General features: G+C 61.5%; 14 protein-coding genes and 2 pseudogenes. 6 read left to right on the forward strand and 10 right to left on the reverse strand.

Annotated features, from left to right (window positions below; translation table 11 throughout):
* Positions 1 to 20: 20 nt before the first annotated feature.
* The 7 genes and pseudogenes from NDB2M4_RS11560 to NDB2M4_RS11590 form a co-directional block, all read right to left on the reverse strand.
* Positions 21 to 995 carry an NAD(P)H-dependent flavin oxidoreductase gene (locus NDB2M4_RS11560; RefSeq protein ID WP_072374880.1) on the reverse strand — a complete coding sequence of 325 codons (975 nt, stop codon included), beginning with the start codon at positions 993 to 995 and terminating at the stop codon, positions 21 to 23.
* Between the two features lie 51 nt (positions 996 to 1,046).
* Complete coding sequence (locus NDB2M4_RS11565; protein WP_072374883.1) at positions 1,047 to 1,472, reverse strand: group III truncated hemoglobin; 426 nt, start codon at positions 1,470 to 1,472, stop codon at positions 1,047 to 1,049.
* 359 nt (positions 1,473 to 1,831) lie between these two features.
* Positions 1,832 to 2,950 carry an aminomethyl transferase family protein gene (locus NDB2M4_RS11570; RefSeq protein WP_072375105.1) on the reverse strand — a complete coding sequence of 373 codons (1,119 nt, stop codon included), beginning with the start codon at positions 2,948 to 2,950 and terminating at the stop codon, positions 1,832 to 1,834.
* A gap of 57 nt (positions 2,951 to 3,007) precedes the next feature.
* Positions 3,008 to 4,045: pseudogene (locus NDB2M4_RS11575) on the reverse strand (DUF3445 domain-containing protein); the annotation flags it as partial.
* 20 nt (positions 4,046 to 4,065) lie between these two features.
* Positions 4,066 to 5,025 carry a PDR/VanB family oxidoreductase gene (locus NDB2M4_RS11580; RefSeq protein WP_072374886.1) on the reverse strand — a complete coding sequence of 320 codons (960 nt, stop codon included), beginning with the start codon at positions 5,023 to 5,025 and terminating at the stop codon, positions 4,066 to 4,068.
* Positions 5,022 to 5,627, reverse strand: a complete 606-nt coding sequence (locus NDB2M4_RS11585; protein ID WP_072374889.1) for a dimethylamine monooxygenase subunit DmmA family protein — start codon at positions 5,625 to 5,627, stop codon at positions 5,022 to 5,024. Before NDB2M4_RS11585 ends, NDB2M4_RS11580 begins: the two co-directional genes overlap by 4 nt.
* 86 nt (positions 5,628 to 5,713) lie before the next feature.
* Positions 5,714 to 7,504, reverse strand: coding sequence for an APC family permease (locus NDB2M4_RS11590; protein ID WP_139247213.1), 1,791 nt, complete (start codon positions 7,502 to 7,504; stop codon positions 5,714 to 5,716).
* Between the two features lie 459 nt (positions 7,505 to 7,963).
* On the opposite strand from NDB2M4_RS11590, the gene NDB2M4_RS11595 reads away from it, so the two are divergent.
* Entirely contained in the window at positions 7,964 to 8,626 is a 663-nt protein-coding gene (locus tag NDB2M4_RS11595) for a hypothetical protein (RefSeq protein ID WP_072374895.1), read from the forward strand.
* Between the two features lie 16 nt (positions 8,627 to 8,642).
* Entirely contained in the window at positions 8,643 to 9,419 is a 777-nt protein-coding gene (locus tag NDB2M4_RS11600) for a FadR/GntR family transcriptional regulator (RefSeq protein WP_083556216.1), read from the forward strand.
* A 16-nt stretch (positions 9,420 to 9,435) separates the two neighbouring features.
* Here NDB2M4_RS11600 and NDB2M4_RS11605 read toward each other — a convergent pair whose 3' ends face one another.
* Together NDB2M4_RS11605 and NDB2M4_RS11610 are read right to left on the reverse strand one after the other, a co-directional pair.
* Positions 9,436 to 10,740: an ABC transporter substrate-binding protein gene (locus NDB2M4_RS11605; RefSeq protein ID WP_072374897.1), complete on the reverse strand. Its 1,305-nt coding sequence runs from the start codon at positions 10,738 to 10,740 to the stop codon at positions 9,436 to 9,438.
* 186 nt (positions 10,741 to 10,926) lie between these two features.
* Entirely contained in the window at positions 10,927 to 11,523 is a 597-nt protein-coding gene (locus tag NDB2M4_RS11610) for a beta-class carbonic anhydrase (protein ID WP_072374900.1), read from the reverse strand.
* Positions 11,524 to 11,758: 235 nt separating this feature from the next.
* On the opposite strand from NDB2M4_RS11610, the gene NDB2M4_RS11615 reads away from it, so the two are divergent.
* The 4 genes and pseudogenes from NDB2M4_RS11615 to NDB2M4_RS11635 form a co-directional block, all read left to right on the forward strand.
* A complete protein-coding gene (locus NDB2M4_RS11615; protein ID WP_083556189.1) occupies positions 11,759 to 13,399 on the forward strand; it encodes a magnesium transporter CorA family protein in 1,641 nt (546 codons plus the stop codon).
* A gap of 34 nt (positions 13,400 to 13,433) precedes the next feature.
* Entirely contained in the window at positions 13,434 to 14,354 is a 921-nt protein-coding gene (gene ppk2, locus NDB2M4_RS11620; protein ID WP_072374903.1) for a polyphosphate kinase 2, read from the forward strand.
* Positions 14,355 to 14,494: 140 nt separating this feature from the next.
* Positions 14,495 to 15,283, forward strand: coding sequence for a class I SAM-dependent methyltransferase (locus NDB2M4_RS11625; RefSeq protein ID WP_244536144.1), 789 nt, complete (start codon positions 14,495 to 14,497; stop codon positions 15,281 to 15,283).
* A 936-nt stretch (positions 15,284 to 16,219) separates the two neighbouring features.
* A pseudogene (locus tag NDB2M4_RS11635) lies at positions 16,220 to 16,624 on the forward strand (recombinase family protein); the annotation flags it as partial.
* Positions 16,625 to 17,351: 727 nt separating this feature from the next.
* Here NDB2M4_RS11635 and NDB2M4_RS11645 read toward each other — a convergent pair.
* Complete coding sequence (locus tag NDB2M4_RS11645; protein WP_083556193.1) at positions 17,352 to 18,641, reverse strand: serine/threonine protein kinase; 1,290 nt, start codon at positions 18,639 to 18,641, stop codon at positions 17,352 to 17,354.
* Positions 18,642 to 18,818 lie beyond the last annotated feature (177 nt).

Genomic DNA, 18,818 nt, shown 5'->3' on the forward strand with positions numbered 1-18,818 from the left:
CATCGTCGCGCTGACACTTCTCACGCGATCATCGCGCGGCCGGCCCTGATCCTGGCCTCTGCTTCGGCCACCATGCGCCCGATGATCTCGCCGGCGGGCTCCACCGAGTAAATGAGCCCGGCACCTTCGCCGACGAACGTATTGGAGTTCTCTGCATCGCCCGCGCTCCATGCGGCGCGATATTTCGCGGCCTCCTCGTCAGCGACGGTGGCCAGCGCTTCTTCTCGCCCATGCCAGCGCGAAATGAACGAATTGCGCAGCACCCGCGCCGTATAGCGCGACGGCCAGTCCAGCTTGCGCGCCAGATCCATCACCTGCGACCTGATCGTATCATCGCCCGTTGCCGCCAGCGCCGCAGCGTGCATGGCCGGCGCCACATTGGCTTCCCGCGACGCCCACAGCCGCGATCCGACGAGAACGCCGTCGGCGCCGAGCATCAATGCGGCGGCAAGCGCGCGCCCATCGGCTATGCCGCCCGCGGCGCAAAGCAGCGTTTCGGGCGATCGCGCAGCGATGAGATCCGCCACCTCAGGCACCAGCGTCATCGTCGCGCGCTTCTCACCGTGTCCGCCGGCCTCCGTCCCCTGTGCCGCAATAATGTCTGCGCCGCACGCGATCGCATGCTCAGCGTCCCGGCGCGTCTGCACTTGGCAGATCAGTTTGGCCCCGCTCTCCTTTATACGTGCCGCAAACGGCTCCGGATTGCCGAACGAGAGGCAGATGGCTTTCGGCCTGTGCGCCAGAACAAGCGCGAGCAGATGCGGCTGCTTCTTCAATGACCAGGTGATGAACCCGCAGCCGACGGCAGCATTGCCGGCGTTGCGCCACTCCGCCTCCAACCAGTCGGCATCGCCATACCCGCCGCCGATGAGACCGAGCCCGCCGGCCTCCGACACCGCCGCAGCGAGCTTGCCGCCGGCTGCGAAAGCCATGGGTGCAGAGATGATCGGATGGCGAATACCGAGCGCTTCAGTCAGGCGGGTGGTGAGAGTCACGTCGAAGCTCCTTTTTGTTATTGTTGCTCTTCCAACGACGCGTGGAGCTGGCTACGGCGCGTTCACCGCTGCCAGCCGTCCGCGACCGAGGTGCAGATCGATTCCGTGCTTCAGCGACTCGGCAATCCGCTGCGCGCGATCGACGAACAGCGCCGCCGCATCGGGCGGACAAACAGCGTGGGCCGTCTCCGCGAACAGCGCCAGCCAGCGTGCAAAGTGCTCGCCTTCGATTGCCGGCAGCGCCGCATGCACCGCCATCGGCCGCCCCTCGTACGTGCCCGTCATCAGTGTCACCGAAGACCAGAAGCGGCACAGCTTCGCCAGATGCGCGTCCCAGTCATCTATCTGTGCATCGAAGATCGGCCCGAGCATCTCATCGCGCCGCACGCTGGCGTAGAAGGCGTGGACGAGCGCTTCGATCATCGGCTCGGTAATGCCAACCGCAACTCCGGGTGCCTTGGTGTGTCGATCGTGCATGACTCGTCTCCATCGAGACCGATGCCATAGCATGCCCCGATGCCGCCGCACCGCTGGCAGGCCATTCAAACCGACGTGAAGTTCAAACGATCAATCGACTGATTGATCAGCCCTATCGTGCGGACGCCTCCATCGCCGACATCGGCGGAGGACGGCGAGGTCGTCAAACCACGCACAAAAGTGAACGCCGCCGAGAGCGCGGCAAATAAAAAAAGGGGCCAGAGGTCTTCACCTCCGGCCCAGCGCACAGGGAACAGCCAAGGGAGTGTGCGCTCAGTTCTTCGCCAAATCCCGCTGGGTCGCTCTCACGCGCGGGGGAGGGTCGCGGGTGAGAGGCCGATCGCAGCGGTCCGAAGGCTTCAGTCCTTCGGATGTGTACGCAGACGCAACGGGTCGTAGAACGGCATCTGCACGACGACAGCGCGCAACTCGCCCTTGTCGTGCACCACCACTTCCGTGCCGAGCGCCGTAAACGCCGGTTCGATCTGCGCCATCGCCAGAGACTTCATCAGATGCTGGCTGTAGACGGTGCTGGTGACGACGCCGACTTCCTTGCCGCCGACGGTAATCTTCGCACCCGGCTCGACGACGCGGTCGCTCGCCACCTCGAGTCCGGAGATGAACGAGCGCTCCTTGCCCTTGCGCTCGATCAGCGCCTGCTTGCCGACGAAGTCCGGCTTGGACAGATCAACCGTCCAATCGGCGCGGACTTCCCACGGCGTCGTATCGCCATGCGGCATGTCGAATGGGAAGAACAACAGGCTGCTTTCCACGCGAACGGTATCGAGGCACGCCCACGAGACAGGGATGATGCCCTTCGACTTGCCGATCTCGAGGATCGTGTCCCACAGATAGGGCGCATTCGCCGCCGAGCAGAACACTTCATATCCGCGCTCGCCGGAATAGCCGCCGCGCGCCAGGCGCACCTTCTTGCCGAACAGCGTGGTCGGCTCGTGGCGGAAATAGCCGAGGCCCGCAAGGTTCATCGGCGTGTGCGGTGCCAGCGTCTCGAGCGCCAGCGGACCCTGCAGCGACAGAATATGCACGTCGTTGTCGCGCTCGATCTTGACGTCGTACTTCGAGGCAACCGCGATCATTGCGTCTTCGAACGCGCCGCCGCCGTGCGAGATGCGGAACTCTTCGGGACCATCGACATAGACGATCACGTCGTCGACCAGCGCGCCCATCTCGTTGACGATGTTGCTGATGTGGGAATCGCCCGGCTTCGCCTTCGACACATCGGACGTCAGCAGATGATTGAGGAACGCCAGCGAACCGCTGCCCGTGACATTCAACATCTTCAGCATGGAAACGTCGAACAGGCCCGCGCGATAGCGCACCGCCGCTGTCTCTTCGTACGGGTCCGTGTTGTAGTTCTGCGGGATCGGCATGTCGTTCCAGGCCGTCGACAGATCCGCGCCCAGCGCTCTGTGCCGGTCATTCAAGACCGACTGTCGGGGAAATTTTGCTACCGTCATTGGCATCTCACTCCGGTTGTTTTCTTGAGGTTTGATTTGCGGGGCGCCAGGAAAATCATCGGGCCAACCGCCCGGGCTCGTCGCTGCACCGTCGTCGAACTGCGACAGCCACTCGACAGTCGTTGCCTGATACCGGGTGATGCCCTTGTAATCGACCAGCTCCGGCGGCAGCGACTTCAGCACGCGATGGAACCGCCGCGCCCACTTCGGCACGGTCACCAGCTCCTTCATCTTGATCAGGTAGCAGCGGATCGAGAACATGATCGCGTTCGAACGCGGCAGCCGCCATAGACCCTGCAGCTCGACGCGCAAGTGCACCTTGTCGCCGACGTTCTCAGGCGTCACCGTCGTGCGATCGACGCCCCATTTGTGGTAGTTCTCCGGGCTCGTATCGAGCCGCGGGTTGATCGTCATCGTCCAGTTGAGCCGCCGCACCGGATGCCCGTTCTGAAGGTTCAGCAGGAACTTCAGCGCCCGGTCGAACACACGCGCCTTGTGCGCCAGCGGTACCGGCCCGTGCCATTCGGTGAAGTTCATGCCGACGTCGAAATCGAGCGACCAATCCGCCTGCGTGGTGATGATCCCGGCATCCATCCACAACTGGCCGTCACGCTGATCCTGCAGCGAGAAGTCGCCCTGGCACTGGCGGCCGATGTATTCCATCGGCCCGTACGGCAGCGTCGTTTCATCGCCGAACGTGAACCGCTGCTCAATGCCGAGCGGACGATTGATCCAGTGCCACTTGTCTCCGTCCTTGTTGAGCGTGAAGTGCTCCGGATACTTGTCCGCCATTGACGTCATCAACAGCTCGAGCATGTCCCACTGCGCCGGCATCATGTGCGGCAGCGCCTGGCAGCGCTTGGGATCCTTGTCGAGCACCAGCGCCCGGTCGCGCATCTCCGAGACATAATGCTCGTCGATGTCGATCGGGAACTCGAAGACAGATCCCTTGGGACCGGGCACATGCGGCTCGATGTTGACCGAGTACATGTACTGATCCTCGACGAACGGAAACGGGAACCGCTTGATCGCCGTGGGACTGTTGGAAAACGTGAAATCGTCGCGGAACGTCTCGTCCTTGAAGACTAGGCCCATGCTCTTCCTCCGAGCTTTGATTAAAGATCCAGCGTCAGCGTGCCCGAGGCGCGCGAGACGCAGATCATGATTTTGCCGCCGGAAGCCTTTTCTTCCGCGGTGAGGTAGTGGTCCTGGTGCTGCAGGGAACCGCTGCACGCTTCAACGCGCGTTTCACACTGCCCGCAAGCGCCACCGCGACACAGCGACGGAGCGTCGACGCCATTCGCCTCCAACGCTTCGAGGATGCTCTGCTGCGGCCCCACGATGATGTCACGGCCCGACCGCGCCAGTTTCACGGTGAACGACGAACCGACCGGCGGTGCAGCAAACTTCTCCGAGTGCAGGTTTTCGCGAGGCCAGCCCGCGGTGCGTCCGGTCTCCAATGCCCACTCGATCATCGCCGCAGGTCCGCAAACGTACATGTGCGTCCCGAGCGGTTGCCCCGACAGCACGTGAGCCAGAGGCATTCTCTCCCCCAGGTCATCCCGGTAAAGATGTGCCCGCTTCCCATATGTCGTCTGCAAGTAGTCGCAGAATGCGCCGCTCGAAGCTGATCGCATTGCATAGTGCAGCTCGAAATCGGCTCCAGCTGCGCTGAGCTCCCGCATCATGGCGATGAACGGCGTGATGCCGATGCCTCCGGCTACGAGAATGTGCCGGCGCGCCATGCGTGCGACCGGGAAGAGATTTACCGGATCGCTAATGTCGAGTTCGCTTCCGCGCTCGACTTGCTCATGCATAAACTGTGAGCCACCACGAGATTCAGGCGCTCGCAGCACGCTAATCTCATATCCGCTCGTGTCGCCAGGCGCACTGATCAGCGAATAGGGATTGCGCCACGTGTGTCCGTTGCCGTGCATTGACACGATGACGTGCGAGCCCGCTGAGAACGCCGGCAGGGGACGTCCGCTGATTTCTTCGAACCGGAACCGCTTGATTCCTTCGGCGACGCGCTCGACCTGCGAGACGCGCACGCGATGCGATGCAGTTTTTGTCATTGGAATGGCACCTGCTCAGGAACCTCGCCCGCGACTTCCGCATCGACGCACACGCCGATGAACGCGGCGTGCCTGCGCGAATAGTGATCGCGCACGACCAGCGTCAGACCGCAATTGGTGCATGTAACGGGGCTAGCCATCACGTTCTCGATCAGTCCCTTGCAATGCACGCATTGCACGCGGCGCTTAAGCGAACCGCGATGCTCGGCGCGAACCGAAAGATGATCGACACCAAACCGCATGGCCCGCTGCACGGCTGAACCGATCAGCGGCTCCGAACCCGCAGCGTATATGCGCGTACCCATCTTCGCGCGGAAAAGACGCTCTCCGAGCGCCGCCGCGGCCGCGTTGATGTTCGGCAGCACTGTTGTGCGAGCCGGTTGCAGCCGCGCGACGTCGAGATCGATGCTGCCTGCATCCGGATAGTCGTCCGCGCACAGCAACACGGTTGTCTTGTTCGCGAACTCGGCACCGCCCTTGCCGAGCATATCGATGACGGCAACCGCTCCAGCGCGGTCACAAACGACGATATTGCTTGCGGCGTGGAGGTCTGGCTCCAAAACCGCATATACGGGTCGGCTTTTGACTTCGCTTGCTAGCAAAGCTCTGTCTCCTGTTATCTCTAGCAGCGCATACCGCGCCAATTGAAATGGCCGGAGTGGCGCCGACCGCCGCTCCGGCCGGAGGATCAACCCGGCAGCTGGAAGAACCAGTTGGCCGCGAGCACGATCGCAATACCGACGATCAGCGCGACGTAGGGAAGGATGCCGGCGCGCTTCTTAGCCAGATCTCCCTGCGTGAGCCCAAGGTCGGCGAGCATGTGATCAGGGAACTTGCCCTTGTCCTGCACGTAGTGACGGAACCAGAACACCGGCACGATGAGAGCGGCGGCGATGAAGCCCGCCCACAGCGCCCACGGGTTCCACACCTTGGCGCCTGCGCCGAGGAACACGGCGTTGACGTAGGCAAACACCACGCCGATGCCGAGCAGGAACGTCGGTGCCTTCCACGGCCGCACCACATCGCCGTTGTCAACGCGATGGATCCAGCCGGCATTGAGATTGAGGAAGTTGAAGATGATGTAGCCGACGTTCGACACCGCCAAGATGAAGAAGAAGCTGGTGGCATCGGCACAAGCGATCGCAAGTACGACCAGGTTGAAGCCGAGGTCAGTCCACATAGCGCGCGTCGGCGCACCATGCTCGTTGACGTGGCTGAGGTAGCGCGGCAGCCAGCCATCGACGGACCCCTGGTATAGAGTGCGCGACGAGCCTGCCATAGCCGTCATGATCGACAGCAGCAGCGCCATGATCATCAGCATCACCAGGATATTGGTGACGAAGCCCGATCCCCCGACCATCGACGCCATGGCTTCGGCAACGCCCGAGCCATCGACGATGGGCGTCGCCAGCATGCCTTCGAGACCGAGCACACCCTGGAACGTGAATGGCACCAGCGTGTACAACAGCAGGCACAGAAGACCCGAGTAGAAGATGGCCTTGAACGTGTCGGTCTTCGGGTTGCGGAACTCGCTCGTGTAGCAGATCGCCGTCTCGAACGCGTACGTCGACCACGCCGCGATGAACATGCCGCCCAGCACCAGCGTCCATCCACCGATGTTCCAAGAACCCGGCTCCGGCGCATAGGCCGCAGCGAGCGGAGTGATCGGAGAGTAGTTCGACCAGTTGATCTGCCCGGTGATGATCGGAACGATGCCGACGATCAGCATCGGAATGATCACCACGAGAGCGATATATTTCTGCACGTTCGCGGTGCCCATGATGCCGCGATGCTGGATCGAGAACACCAGCAGCATCAGGATCGCGCCGATGAAGAACGCTGCGTTGAGCGAGAACGAGACGGGGCCCAGCGCATGCGAGAACAGCGTCCATTCACGGATCGCCGGCGTCAGCGCGGCAACCGCATCCTGGCTCAGCAGCGCACTGATGGCGTCCTGCGCCGTTTTGCCGGCGTTTGCGCCGAGCCATTCGACGACACGCGGTGAATCCGCGGTGATCGAACCGGCGTGCGCCTTGATCCACGCAAGAGCCGGCGCGGAATCCGCAGCAGGAATCGGTGCCAAGGCGTTCAGGATGTAGGCGGCGGCGATTGAACAGCCCAGCGACAGCACCGGCGTCCAGGCGAGCCAGTTACACCACACCGACAGCGGCGCGATGAGCTTCGAATATCGAACCCAGGCCGCAGCACCGTAAACCGACGCGCCGCCCGACTTGTTGGGGAAGAGACCCGCGATCTCTGCGTAAGTGAAGGACTGAATGAACCCCATGAGCATGGAGCAGATCCAGACCAGGAACGCGACCTTGCCGGCCGTGCCTGCGATGCCGCCGATTGAGAACAGCACCAGCGCAGGAACGCCGCTTGCCACCCAAAACGCACCTCTCCAGTCGATGGCCCTGATCAACTCTCTGGAAGAGGTCGATGAGCCCGCGACGGGTGTCTGAAGGACCCCCGTAGTCATCTGCGTCACTCCTTGTTGCTGATACTTCTATGAGCATCCGAGCGCTTGGTGATCTGGCAGCCACGCACCCGCGCCCGCCCGCAACCGGAGGGGCGACGGCGAAGTCCCGAGCCTAAACCAAAACCAACCATTTTGAACCAATTAGCACCATAAAGCGCTTGACGGGGTGAGCTTAGATCATCGAAAATTGCGAGCAAGAGAAAAAGTTGCCTGCAGGGAAAGTAATTCGGGCACGCGCTGCGCAGCGTTTGGGCAGCGTTTTTTCGACGGAGTGATCACAAGTATTCGATTGAAAAGGACAAAAATACTGTTTGGTTGATTTTGGTTTGATATGGCACAGTGCCTAGCAAACGAGCGTCAGATTTCGTTGTGTCAAGGGCGGCAAGACGCCTCAACAATGGCCCGCATATCGCAAATGCGAACACAGCCGACGCTGAGAATTTTGCTAATGGTTGCCGAATGAAAGCGACGGTCGATGGTCTCATTGCCCTGGCCGATGGGCACCGGGATGCTGCTGCGCACACATGGCTTCGATCGACGCCCGCGACGGGCGCAAAGGGCCCGATTGACGCTGCCGCGAACAACAATGTGGGTATCGCCGCACTTATTGCAGGCACGCCACAGTTGGCCGCTTCGCGATTGGAGACAGCAACGCAATTGTGGGCCGACTCGCGTGCGCACATCGAACGCACAGACGTACCGCTCGCCGGTCGCGGCTCCGTCTTCCACCTCCGCCTGGCGATGCAGCACCAAGACGCCTTCACGCAGTTGAAGCGACAGCCGCTGCTGGATCTGTGCGCCGCGGGCAGCGCGATTTCGAGGTGCAATTCGGACCTGGCTCGCGCGCGACCACAACAGGCCGCGACCCATCAAGATCTTATCGCACTGCTCACCGCAACGATCGGTCCCGGCTGCGCCGACATACGGCTCCTGGAACTATGGACCGCGCCCGATTGCGAAGCCGTTCGTGCCGCATACCGCGCCAAGGCCGAGGCGCTGGCGCAAAGCGCCGCCAGTTTCAATGTTGATAGCTGCGACGCACGCAGCGAGCTCAAATGCGCTGTGCAGATGACGGTGCTACTGCATCCAAGTCTGCTGCCCGCCCCAACGGCACTCAAATGAGGTGGACCCGACCGACATGACCGATCACGGATTTGGCATCCCTATCGAACCCGCACCGTGGGACCGCGATCTCTCGCCCCTGCCGATGGTCAAGCAAAGCGTCAAGGCCATCGCCACCGACATCTTCAATCGCATCTCCACTGGCGAATATCCTTTCGGAACGCGCCTTCCCGCGGAACGCGATCTTGCGGAGACCTTCCGAGAATCGCGCGCCACGATCCGCCAAGCGCTCGAGTTCCTCGAAACCTATGGAGCCGTGGCGCGCCGCGCCGGCAGCGGAACTTTCGTTTCCTATCGCTCCGACAACGTCCGGCGCTCCAGCGCCGAGGCGGCGGGATACCTCAACGTATCCTCGATTGCCGAGACCATCTCGCCCTTCGAGATGAACGTCGCCGAGTCGATCCTCGAACCCGAAATCGTACGCCTCGCATCGATCTACATGTCGGTCCGCGACCTCACCAAACTCGGCCAGCAGCTCGCGCGATTGGAAGCCATCGTCACCGACGCCGCCGAGTTCGCCGAGGTCGAGAAGCAGTTCATGATGACGATCTGCGAAGGAACTCACAATTCTCTCATCGTCGCCATGTACCGCATCATGCACGAGGTGCGCCGCCAGCCCCAGTGGTGCGCCAACAAGAACCGCACGCTCACCCCGGTTCGCATCCGCGAGGCGCAGCGCGCCCTGCGCTCGCTCTATAACGCGCTCGAACGGCGTGACGTCGACACGGCCGTCGAATGCATGCGCCTCTATATAGCGAGCACGCATGAGGACATGATCTACGCCTCGTCCTGAGAAGCGCGCAGCGCGCCTAAACCCGCTGCTGTGCCAGCGCGGCAGCAGCGGCGGCGTCCGCCTCCTCGCGCTGATCCCACATCAGCTTCATTTCGCGCATGTGCCGCAGCAGAACCGGCCGGTTTTCCGACCACCACCGCACGATCGACGAGAACTCCTGGATGCGTGCGCGACCGTTTTCGATGACGACCACCGGCCAGTCCCCGACCAGCGCGTTGTCGATGCCAAACAGCTCCCGGCCCCACCAGTGCGCTTCGCCGAACGCGTGATGGCCGACCCCGCCGAACTTCATCATCGACAATACCGAGAACGGTTCGAACGTGCGCGCCCGCTGCACGGCGTTCTTCCATAGCTCCAGCGTCGAAACGTATTCCCACGACACCGCGCTCCAGGTGCCCGGATAGCGCGCGCAGAACTCGGCATAGAATTCGTTCGGGTTCTCGAAGTTCACCTGCGAGTCATTGAGGCGCGGGTCGTCGAAGTCGGGAAACTGGAAGACGAACCCTTCCATGAACTCCTGGCTCGTGGCGGCGATCAGCTCCTGATAGTTGTCGCACGTGCATGAGATCATCCGCCCCTTGAAGCCGCGCTTGTAGGCCTCCTTGGTCAGCGCATGCAGGAACGGCTCGTACACCGTATCCCAGCACAAGACGTCCGGGTTCTTCGCCATCAGCTTTTCGACGATCGCACCGAAGTCCGTCGTCTCGATGGGGAACAGGTGCTCCTCCACCAGATCCCAGCCCGCCACCTCGAATGCGGCGCGGTAGGTCGCGATCGAAGGCAGGCCGTGCAGATCGTCCTGAGCACACATGGCAACGGTCTTGCGGCCGGGCTCCTGCCGCGCCAGCCAGTCGACCCCGGTCACGTTGTAGATCGGATGCACCTCGCTCGGTGCCACCAGCGTGGGCGCATCCGGCGTAAGGTCGCTTGGCAGCAGCGTCGCCACCAGCATGCGGTGCTGGTTGATCAAGCGGCGAACATCGTCGGTGAAGTCGTTACCGCCGACCATCAGGATGAACTTCACGCCATCCTCGTTGATCAGCTTTTTGACACCCGCCAGAGCCAGGTCCGGCTCGAAGTTGCTGTCGAATGGCACGAGGTCGACCATGAACCGGCGCATGCCGACCTTGATCCCGCCCGCCGCATTGATGCGGTCCCGCCAGATCAGGCAGCCGTTGAGGCCCGGCTCGGCCCAGGATTTCAGCTTGCCCGTCAGCGGGGCAAGAAAGCCCACCTTCAGCACCGTCCGCGACCCGAGACCATGGTCGGCCATGGCGATCGAGAGCGCCGATGCGAGCGAGCTTTTCGTGCGTGCAGCCATGCGTCCGCCCGGTTGATGTCGCCCCTGAAGCGGATCGACCCGGACCCATCGTGTCAAGGATGTTCGCCCGCCGGCGACAAATGGCCAGCCGCCCCCGCGATCGGGGACGGCACTCAATGCCTCCTAGCATGATTGCACAAACGGGCGCCCTGCGCCCGATCAACGCGAAGGAACCAGGTGGCCGCGCTACGAAGCGCGCCCTGCCTCGATTGCATCCTCGACCGGGATAAGCGCCCCGCTCTTCACGTCGTAGATATAGCCGTAGATCGGGATATGCCTTGGGACCAGTGGATGCTGCCGGATGCGCCTCACGTCCTGCAGCACGCTCTGCGCCTGATCCTTTATCGTGTGCCATTTGATGAACTGACCGGCCGGATTGCCACCGCCGTGCTTTGGGTTCGACCACGCTTTCCCATCGAAGCTCGCGGTCTCGAGGTTGTCCTCCAGCAGATCGCCGATAATGACATCGGTGAACAGCTCCATGCCGCAGTCGGTATGATGAATGACAAACCACTCATTGGTGCCGAGCAGCTTGTGTGAGATCACGAGCGAGCGGATCGCATCATCGCTCGCCCGTCCCCCCGCATTCCGGATCACGTGCGCATCGCCTTCGGAGAGACCGGCATATTTCGCCGGATCGAGCCGCGCATCCATGCAGGTGAGAATCGCAAAGCGTCGCGCTGGCGGAAGGGCAAGATCGCGCTTGTCGCCGAACGTCTTCACATACGCCCCGTTAGCGGCCAACACCTCTTCGACAATTTTCGAGCTTTGCGCTTGAGACAAGGCAGCGTCCTTTCTGGATTTGGGGGGGCGGCGGAGACAACCGCCGCGAAAGTACTGCAGCACGCCAGGTGTTCCGGCCGAACTATTTTGAAACGCTATGCAATTCACATCCGCAGATAATAGACCGAAATCGAGGCGCCGCCCGCGCTTATCCCGTCAGAAAACTGTCATCGGCGATCAATAGACTTGGCCCTGAGGTGTGAACCTCGGCCCAGCATCTGCAGACGGGGAAAGCATGGCCAACGACGAAAGCGCGCCGGCCACGATGACGCTTGCGCGGCGCCAGACCGAAGATGCAGGTAGGGTTGCCCGGCACTTCCGCCAGATTGTCCTCTGGCCCATTGAACTGATTGCGAGCGGCAAGACGGCCGAAAGCCGCGAAGCGCCCGACGTCCTGTTCGAGCGCCTCGGCGCAGGCCACTGGGAACTCGTCGACGACGAGTTCGGCGTCGAAGGCGATGCCTTCCAAGAGCGCCACTATCGCGAGTTTGTCGCCTTCCTCCCCCACGTCCAGCGCTTCCTCTACGGCGATGCGCCAGGCTCGCTTCGCACCCTCGGCAAGGGCGATGCACCGCTGCGCGTTTACCGCCGCACCGATGTTGCCGCCGTCCGAATGGTTCTGTCCGAAGGCGCCGAACCCATCACCTGCCAGATCGCCCACATTGACCTGCACTTCTTCCACGACGTCGATGCTGTGATCCTCGCCTTCGAATTCTACGCGTCAAACGTGCCGCTCAATGTCGTCAACGAGATCATGTATCGCTTCGGCCGTGCTTATCCACCGGGCTGGACTGAGACTGGCGAGCCGCTGCACTGCCCGCATCGGGTTGAGTGGCTGGCCAAGGATGGAACCGTTCTTGCGGCCTCGGATTATCAGAAGCGCGAACGTTATCTCTCGTTCGTGGGACACCAGCGCACGCCTTGCTTCGCCGCCCACTGGGAATTCCTGCTGAAGCCGCTCACCGCGGAGAAAGCCGACAGCAACAGCCCGCTGTCGTTCCGGCAGATCGAATACTACCGCATGCCCGTCATGACCTACCTGACGCTCGAGCGCATGCGCGAGGTCCAGCGCGCCGAATACATGCGATTGGCGTTCGCCACCGGCCCCAACGCCAATGGCGATGGTCCCTTCTCCGATCGCTTCCTGCACGATTTCGAACCGCGCCACTGCTACGATCGCTACTATCACGAAGGCACCGAGGCGACCGGCCTCAGCGCCCGCTTCCTCCTCTCCGGCCACGCGTTCACGATTGTAGCCGACGGAGACTCGCCGCGCCTCGATGACAACGAACGCGGCCTGCTCGGCCAGTTCCGTCATCAGTACTTCCTGCTCTTCCTCATCAGCCACTTCCACAAGGCCGCGCTGTTGATGCTGTCCGACCGCCTCGTCGCAGCGATCAAGCATTTGGAAGTGCGTAGCGCACGCTCATCCACCGCCTTTCGGCGTGAGACTTTTCGGCTGCAAGAAGCCTTCATGCGCTTCACCCAGCGCTACTGGTTCACCGAGATTTCCGACCAGGCGCAGACGCGCGACCTTTACCGCATGCAGCGCACCCATCTGGGCAACGACGAACTCTATAAGGAGCTGCGCGGCGAGATCTTCGACATGGTCCAATACCTCGATAGCGACGTTCTGCGCCGCCAGAGTGGAACCATTCACCGCCTCACCGCCGTTACCATCGTTGGCCTTATCGGCACCATCGCCACCGGGTTCCTCGGCATGAACCTCATCGATGAAACGGGCGCACCACTGCAACTGAAGCTCGTACTTTTCGGCGCTGTTGCCGGCATCGTCACTGCATTGACCGTCGGCGTCGTTGCCTTCTCGCGCCCACTGACAGCCTTGCTCGATCGCATGTCGGGCGAGCGTTCATGAACATCCAACCGCTCTGAGTGCAGGAGACACCGTCGTGACCAAAGACACGCGCAACAAGAACTTTGACACGCGTGCACGCGCCGACCTTCAAGACAGCTTCGACGAGGAGCTGGAGATGGAGCTCGACGATCAGCGTCTGAGCACGCTGCTCGACGACATGGCCGAGCACCCCGAACCGGAAGGCATGGACCGCCAGCTCTATTTCAAGGAGCTGTTCCGCCTCCAGGGCGAACTGGTCAAGCTGCAGGACTGGGTCGTCGACCAGAAGCTCAAGGTCGTGGTGATCTTTGAAGGTCGCGACGCTGCTGGCAAAGGCGGCGTCATCAAGCGGATCACCCAGCGCCTCAACCCGCGCGTCTGCCGCGTAGCGGCGCTCCCCGCACCGAGCGAGCGCGAGCGCACGCAATGGTATTTCCAGCGCTACGTGAGTCACCTGCCCGCCGCCGGCGAAATCGTCCTGTTTGACCGCTCCTGGTACAATCGTGCTGGTGTCGAGCGCGTCATGGGCTTCTGCACGCACGAGGAGTGCGATGAGTTCCTGCGCACCGTGCCCGAGTTCGAACGCATGCTGGTTCGCTCCGGCACAATTCTCATCAAGTATTGGTTCTCAATCACCGACGAGGAGCAGCACTTCCGCTTCTCCATGCGCATCCACGATCCGCTGAAACAGTGGAAGCTCTCCCCCATGGACCTGCAATCGCGCGTCCGCTGGGAGGCCTATACGCGCGCCAAGGAGATCATGCTCGAGCGCACGCACATCCCCGAAGCGCCGTGGTGGGTTATCGAGGCAGTCGACAAGAAGCGCGCCCGCCTCAACTGCATCCATCACCTGCTCAGCCAGATTCCGTACGAGGAGGTAAAGCGCCCGCCGATCGTCCTGCCTGAGCGGACCTATCACCCCGATTATGAGCGTCACCCCATCCCGCGCGAAATGTACGTGCCGGCTGTCTACTGACGGCTGGCAATCACGCCAACGTCCGCGTTAACGCCAGCCCCCGTACACGTTGCGCGTGCATACGCCGTTTTGCTGTCTGCACCAGCCCTAGCGGCGGCCCTACCATCGGCAAAAAAGCCGAAAGGAGGCAGGCATCCGCCATGTCGAGCAATGTGCAACGCCACGATGCGCCGATGAACGACCAGGTCGCGTTCTGGAACCAATGGAACACCGAAACGCGCGAGCAGAACATTGAGCGCGTGTCTCTCGATCAGCGCGATGCGGTATGCGCCTGGCTCGATGAGATCGGTCGACACGATCTCGAAATCCTTGAGGTCGGCTGCGGCGCAGGTTGGCTTTGTCAGAGCCTCACCGCTTATGGCTCCGTAACCGGAACGGATCTTTCGCACCAATGCCTCGAGCGTGCATCGCAGCGATTGCCAAGCGTGCGCTTCGTCGCCGGCGACTTCATGGCTCTAAAGTTCAACGAGGCCCGATACGACGTGATCGTCTCCCTCGAAGTTCTTTCTCACGTCGCAGACCAGAAAGCCTTCATCGCCAAAATGGCGTCTCTATTGAAACCGGGCGGCTATCTCATGCTCGCCACCCAGAACCGTCCGCAACTCGAACGCAACGCCATCGCTGCGCCAAAGCCCGGTCAGATCCGCCATTGGGTCGACCGCTACCAGCTCTCCGACCTTCTGAGCCCCGACTTTCGCATTCGCTCGATGTTTTCACTGACGCCCAAATGCAATCGCGGCGTCCTGCGCGCGCTCAACGCCGGCAAAGTGCACACCACTCTGAACAAGTTGGGACTGGGCGCCGTTAGTCGCGCGATAACGCGCGGCCAGGAGCGGCTCTGGTTTGGCTGGACGCTGATGTGTCTTGCTCAGACACCCGCCTCCGAACTCATCCAGACCCTAGCAGAAGCGGCAAAAATGGCGCCCTAGCAAACGCTCCTGCCAAGCTGCGCATGACCAAGAACCGCGCCCCGCCTCCAGCCCGAAGGGCTCGGGGGGGAAGGCGACCCGGCGCTGAGCGCCGCCGTCATGGCGAAGCCGTGCCCTGCATCGACGCGGAGCGCCCATCGGCGCGTGAGCTGATTGATCCACTTCAGCCCGTCAGGGCTCAGGCCGCAAGCGGCCCGGCGCTAAGCGCCGCCCATGCGGAGCGCCCCGCGGGCGCGTGAGCTGAATTGAATGGCGGAGCCGGAGGACGTCGAACTACAGCCTCTAACGCATTGCAGCTAAATGATGTTTTTACGCCGACCGAAATTTCATGTCCAAGAATATGTCCAATATTCGGCTGGCAAATCCGCCACACCTCCCAGACGCCAAAGAACATCGCGGTGTCCGTCACTTAGAAGCAAGCGATGTTCGTTTATCTCACACAGTACACGCGCCCTGCAACACCTATGGGCTTTGCCTAACGCCGCTTTGCTCGCGATCAGCGTGGATCTGTGACCCGCACCGGCGATTTCTTTCCAGCCAATGTTGGATCTCTACGAGACTGTAGCGGACCGGAGATTTACCGGCGTGTCCCCACCGATAATAAGGTGGACCGCGCCGCTGTGCGCGCATACTCGCCAGCGTACGTTCAGTCAATTGCAGTATATCAGCCGCCTCCCGCGTCGTCAGAAGCGTGGGACCGCCAAATAAACTATGCGGGCTTGATACATCCGAGGCCCCAGCAGACTTCATAATGGGTCCATTTTTGGGCAGCTCTATTGCATGATGGTTATCGCCAAGTACTCTTGTGTTTGAGGCTACGTGGGTGAGCAGTTTGGCTCGATAATGCAGCTTTAGAAAAGGACCCCTTTTGGTATCTCCGACGCACCAGAACTGTGGAAAACCCCATCGGGCAGCGGGGTACGCGGATGAGGCCAAATGAAGTCGATCGGTTACGCTCGAGTATCGACTGACGAGCAGAACCCCGCTCTCCAATTCGATGCACTGAATAAGGCCGGCTGCCAAAGGATCTTTAGCGATAGCGCATCCGGGGCAACAGCATCTCGACCGGCACTTGAGCACGCGCTGTCCTCGTTAAAGTTCGGCGATACGCTCGTAGTCTGGAAGCTTGATCGGCTGGGCCGGAGCCTCTCGCATCTAATGGACCTCGTGGCGGAGTTGGAGCGCAAAGGCGTCATGTTCCGTAGCCTCTCCGAAGCGATCGACACCAGCACCGCGAGCGGCCGTCTGCTGTTTCACGTGATGGGGGCTCTGGCGGAGTTCGAGCGCGCTCTGATCAGCGAGCGCACCCGTGCCGGAATGGCAGCCGCTCGAGCACGAGGCGCAGCCATCGGACGCCCACCCAAGGCACGTCGGCTTGGATAAGCCACCGGCAACTGGCGACTAGAAAGAGCTTTTGAGCTACGTTTTGCCATCCGGCGTTTGCCGAAAGACCGCCTCCGTCAGCGAGAAGCACGGCAATGAGTTCACAACAACCCCTCCCAGTGTTCCTCACGCCCGGCCAAGTTGGCCTCATACTCCAAATCAAGGAGCGCACATTAGAGAAGTGGCGAGACGTGGGATTTGGTCCACCGTACCGTCGTCTCGGCAACGGTCCGCGCGAGAAGGCAATTTATGAGCTGCACGCCCTTGGCACTTGGCTAGAGCAGTATGCTCGGCCCGGCTCGTGATGGTTTTGCCGAGGTTCTGCTTTCGCACGGTCGCTTCGTCCCAATAACCGACATCAAGGAATACTTGGTCGGCACCGCCTCGGCCATCGCAGACCAGGCCCGCTGGTGAAGGAAAAGCAGCCCCCAGGGTCGGCCGGTCTTCGTTAGCCGGATGGTCGCCCGATCCATGGCGTATCCGCGCGGCGCGACGTCGCCGACACGCATGGCGACACCGTCACAGCCGCGTAGCTTGCTGTCTAGGGCAAGGTTGAACAGAGCCAGATCCCGCTTGCGATCTGCCATCGGCATTTCGTTCGGATCGACCAGATGAGGCTTGGCCGGAGGGGTGGATTTGCGTGATTTTGACCCGGGCAGACATTCCAGATGCTCGGCTTAGGACATCAGATTGCACCAGGTGCTCCTGAAAGTTTTTCAAGATATATTTCCCGAATGCGATCCAGATCATCGGGTGGCAGTTCGGCAGAGGCAGCTGGAACACGAAATTCTGCTTGCATCACCCGGTTGGACCACACCGTGACGACGATCTCAGATCCTAGGTGACGCATCTCGAAACCCAGCATAATTTGAGCGCGCGTGTTGCGCGAATAGAGGAAGCCGGTATCAAAGCTGAGATAGCCCTGACTCATGTCCACATGGGCGATGGGTCCGCCGAGGCTGCTAACTACTCCTCCCAGCTCCCCGAGCATACGATCGCGCAGTCTGTGAATTTGGCCATTTATCGCGTGCAACCTCTCCATCATGGCCTTGCTATGAAGAACATCAGCGCTGCTCGCGTGCTCCAAAATCCTGTTCTGGAGGACATCTGCCTTTTGGCCCGGACCTTCGCGCTCGAGGCAGGCGAGAAGCGCATCCTTCAACGATTCAGCAGACTGGAAGCGGCGGTCGAGATCGTGCTGGAAGCCCTGATCAAAAATCCGCATTAGGCGATCTGAGCGCGGCACATCGAGTGGTCGGAGGTGAGCGGCAACATCGCCTCTTTGGTGCGGAAAGCGTCCCTGCTCATCCACGAGCACGCGGGGATTTGTGCGAGTGAGCAGGAAGAAGAGAATGCCCACTGCCAACGTCAAATCTGTGCGCGGATCGTCTCTGTTCGCGCTCTCAGGGCGGAACTCCGGCACTCGAAGAAACCGGTTGCCGATCTCTTGACCAACCGAAGTTTCGAATCCTTCCTGTTCGTTGACGTCCGAAGCCAGGCCGAAATCAACCAGATACAGCTTGCCGTCCTCGCTGAGGATGCAGTTCTCCGGCTTGATATCGCGGTGACGGATACCGGCTTCCCTGCAGGCTCGCAGAATTTCGCAAAGGTCGGCGGTCCACCCGATCGCTTGCTCAGCGGTGTAAGAGCTTTCACGAAGCTCGCGAAGCGTCGTGCCGGGTACGAGGGTTGACACGGCGTACAGGTTGAACGCGTGGTTCTCATAATGGCGCGCATTGGTTTCTATCAGCTTGGGAACGCCATCGATGTCGAGACTCTCCAAAATGGCCGCCTCGCGATAGAAGCGGGCACGTCGCTCCGTGTCGTCCTGCCTCGTGAGGATCTTGACGAATCCAAGCTCCACGCCGCCGTCGCGACGCCTCGCTACTTTGGAGGTCGCCTGACCACCAGAGGGCCCCGCCTTCACCACTTCCCACAGATCGTCCCACAATCGTGCATCGCTATGGACGGTCATGAATTACCTGTCGCTTTCCGCCCCATAGGCAGGCGCAGCCGCGCATAATCTGTCAATCGGCGTCGAACTTTGACCCCTTATCGGCGTGCAATGTTGACCCCGTCTGAGTGTGGTGATGGCGCCGGCCAGGACCGGAGCTGCGGAGCGTAGCGAAGCAAGCGGAGGGCGTGGCCGGCG

The sequence above is a fragment of the Hyphomicrobium sp. NDB2Meth4 genome (genome assembly GCF_900117445.1).
Lineage (GTDB): Bacteria > Pseudomonadota > Alphaproteobacteria > Rhizobiales > Hyphomicrobiaceae > Hyphomicrobium_A.

Bases quoted from the DNA above. Each gene is read 5' to 3' on its own strand.
- NDB2M4_RS11565 (WP_072374883.1), bottom strand. From the start codon at position 1,472: ATGCACGATCGACACACCAAGGCACCCGGAGTTGCGGTTGGCATTACC.
- NDB2M4_RS11645 (WP_083556193.1), bottom strand. From the start codon at position 18,641: ATGACCGTCCATAGCGATGCACGATTGTGGGACGATCTGTGGGAAGTG.
- NDB2M4_RS11600 (WP_083556216.1), top strand. From the start codon at position 8,643: ATGACCGATCACGGATTTGGCATCCCTATCGAACCCGCACCGTGGGAC.
- NDB2M4_RS11590 (WP_139247213.1), bottom strand. From the start codon at position 7,504: ATGACTACGGGGGTCCTTCAGACACCCGTCGCGGGCTCATCGACCTCT.
- NDB2M4_RS11595 (WP_072374895.1), top strand. From the start codon at position 7,964: ATGAAAGCGACGGTCGATGGTCTCATTGCCCTGGCCGATGGGCACCGG.
- NDB2M4_RS11605 (WP_072374897.1), bottom strand. From the start codon at position 10,740: ATGGCTGCACGCACGAAAAGCTCGCTCGCATCGGCGCTCTCGATCGCC.
- NDB2M4_RS11570 (WP_072375105.1), bottom strand. From the start codon at position 2,950: ATGACGGTAGCAAAATTTCCCCGACAGTCGGTCTTGAATGACCGGCAC.
- NDB2M4_RS11580 (WP_072374886.1), bottom strand. From the start codon at position 5,025: ATGACAAAAACTGCATCGCATCGCGTGCGCGTCTCGCAGGTCGAGCGC.
- NDB2M4_RS11615 (WP_083556189.1), top strand. From the start codon at position 11,759: ATGGCCAACGACGAAAGCGCGCCGGCCACGATGACGCTTGCGCGGCGC.
- NDB2M4_RS11625 (WP_244536144.1), top strand. From the start codon at position 14,495: ATGTCGAGCAATGTGCAACGCCACGATGCGCCGATGAACGACCAGGTC.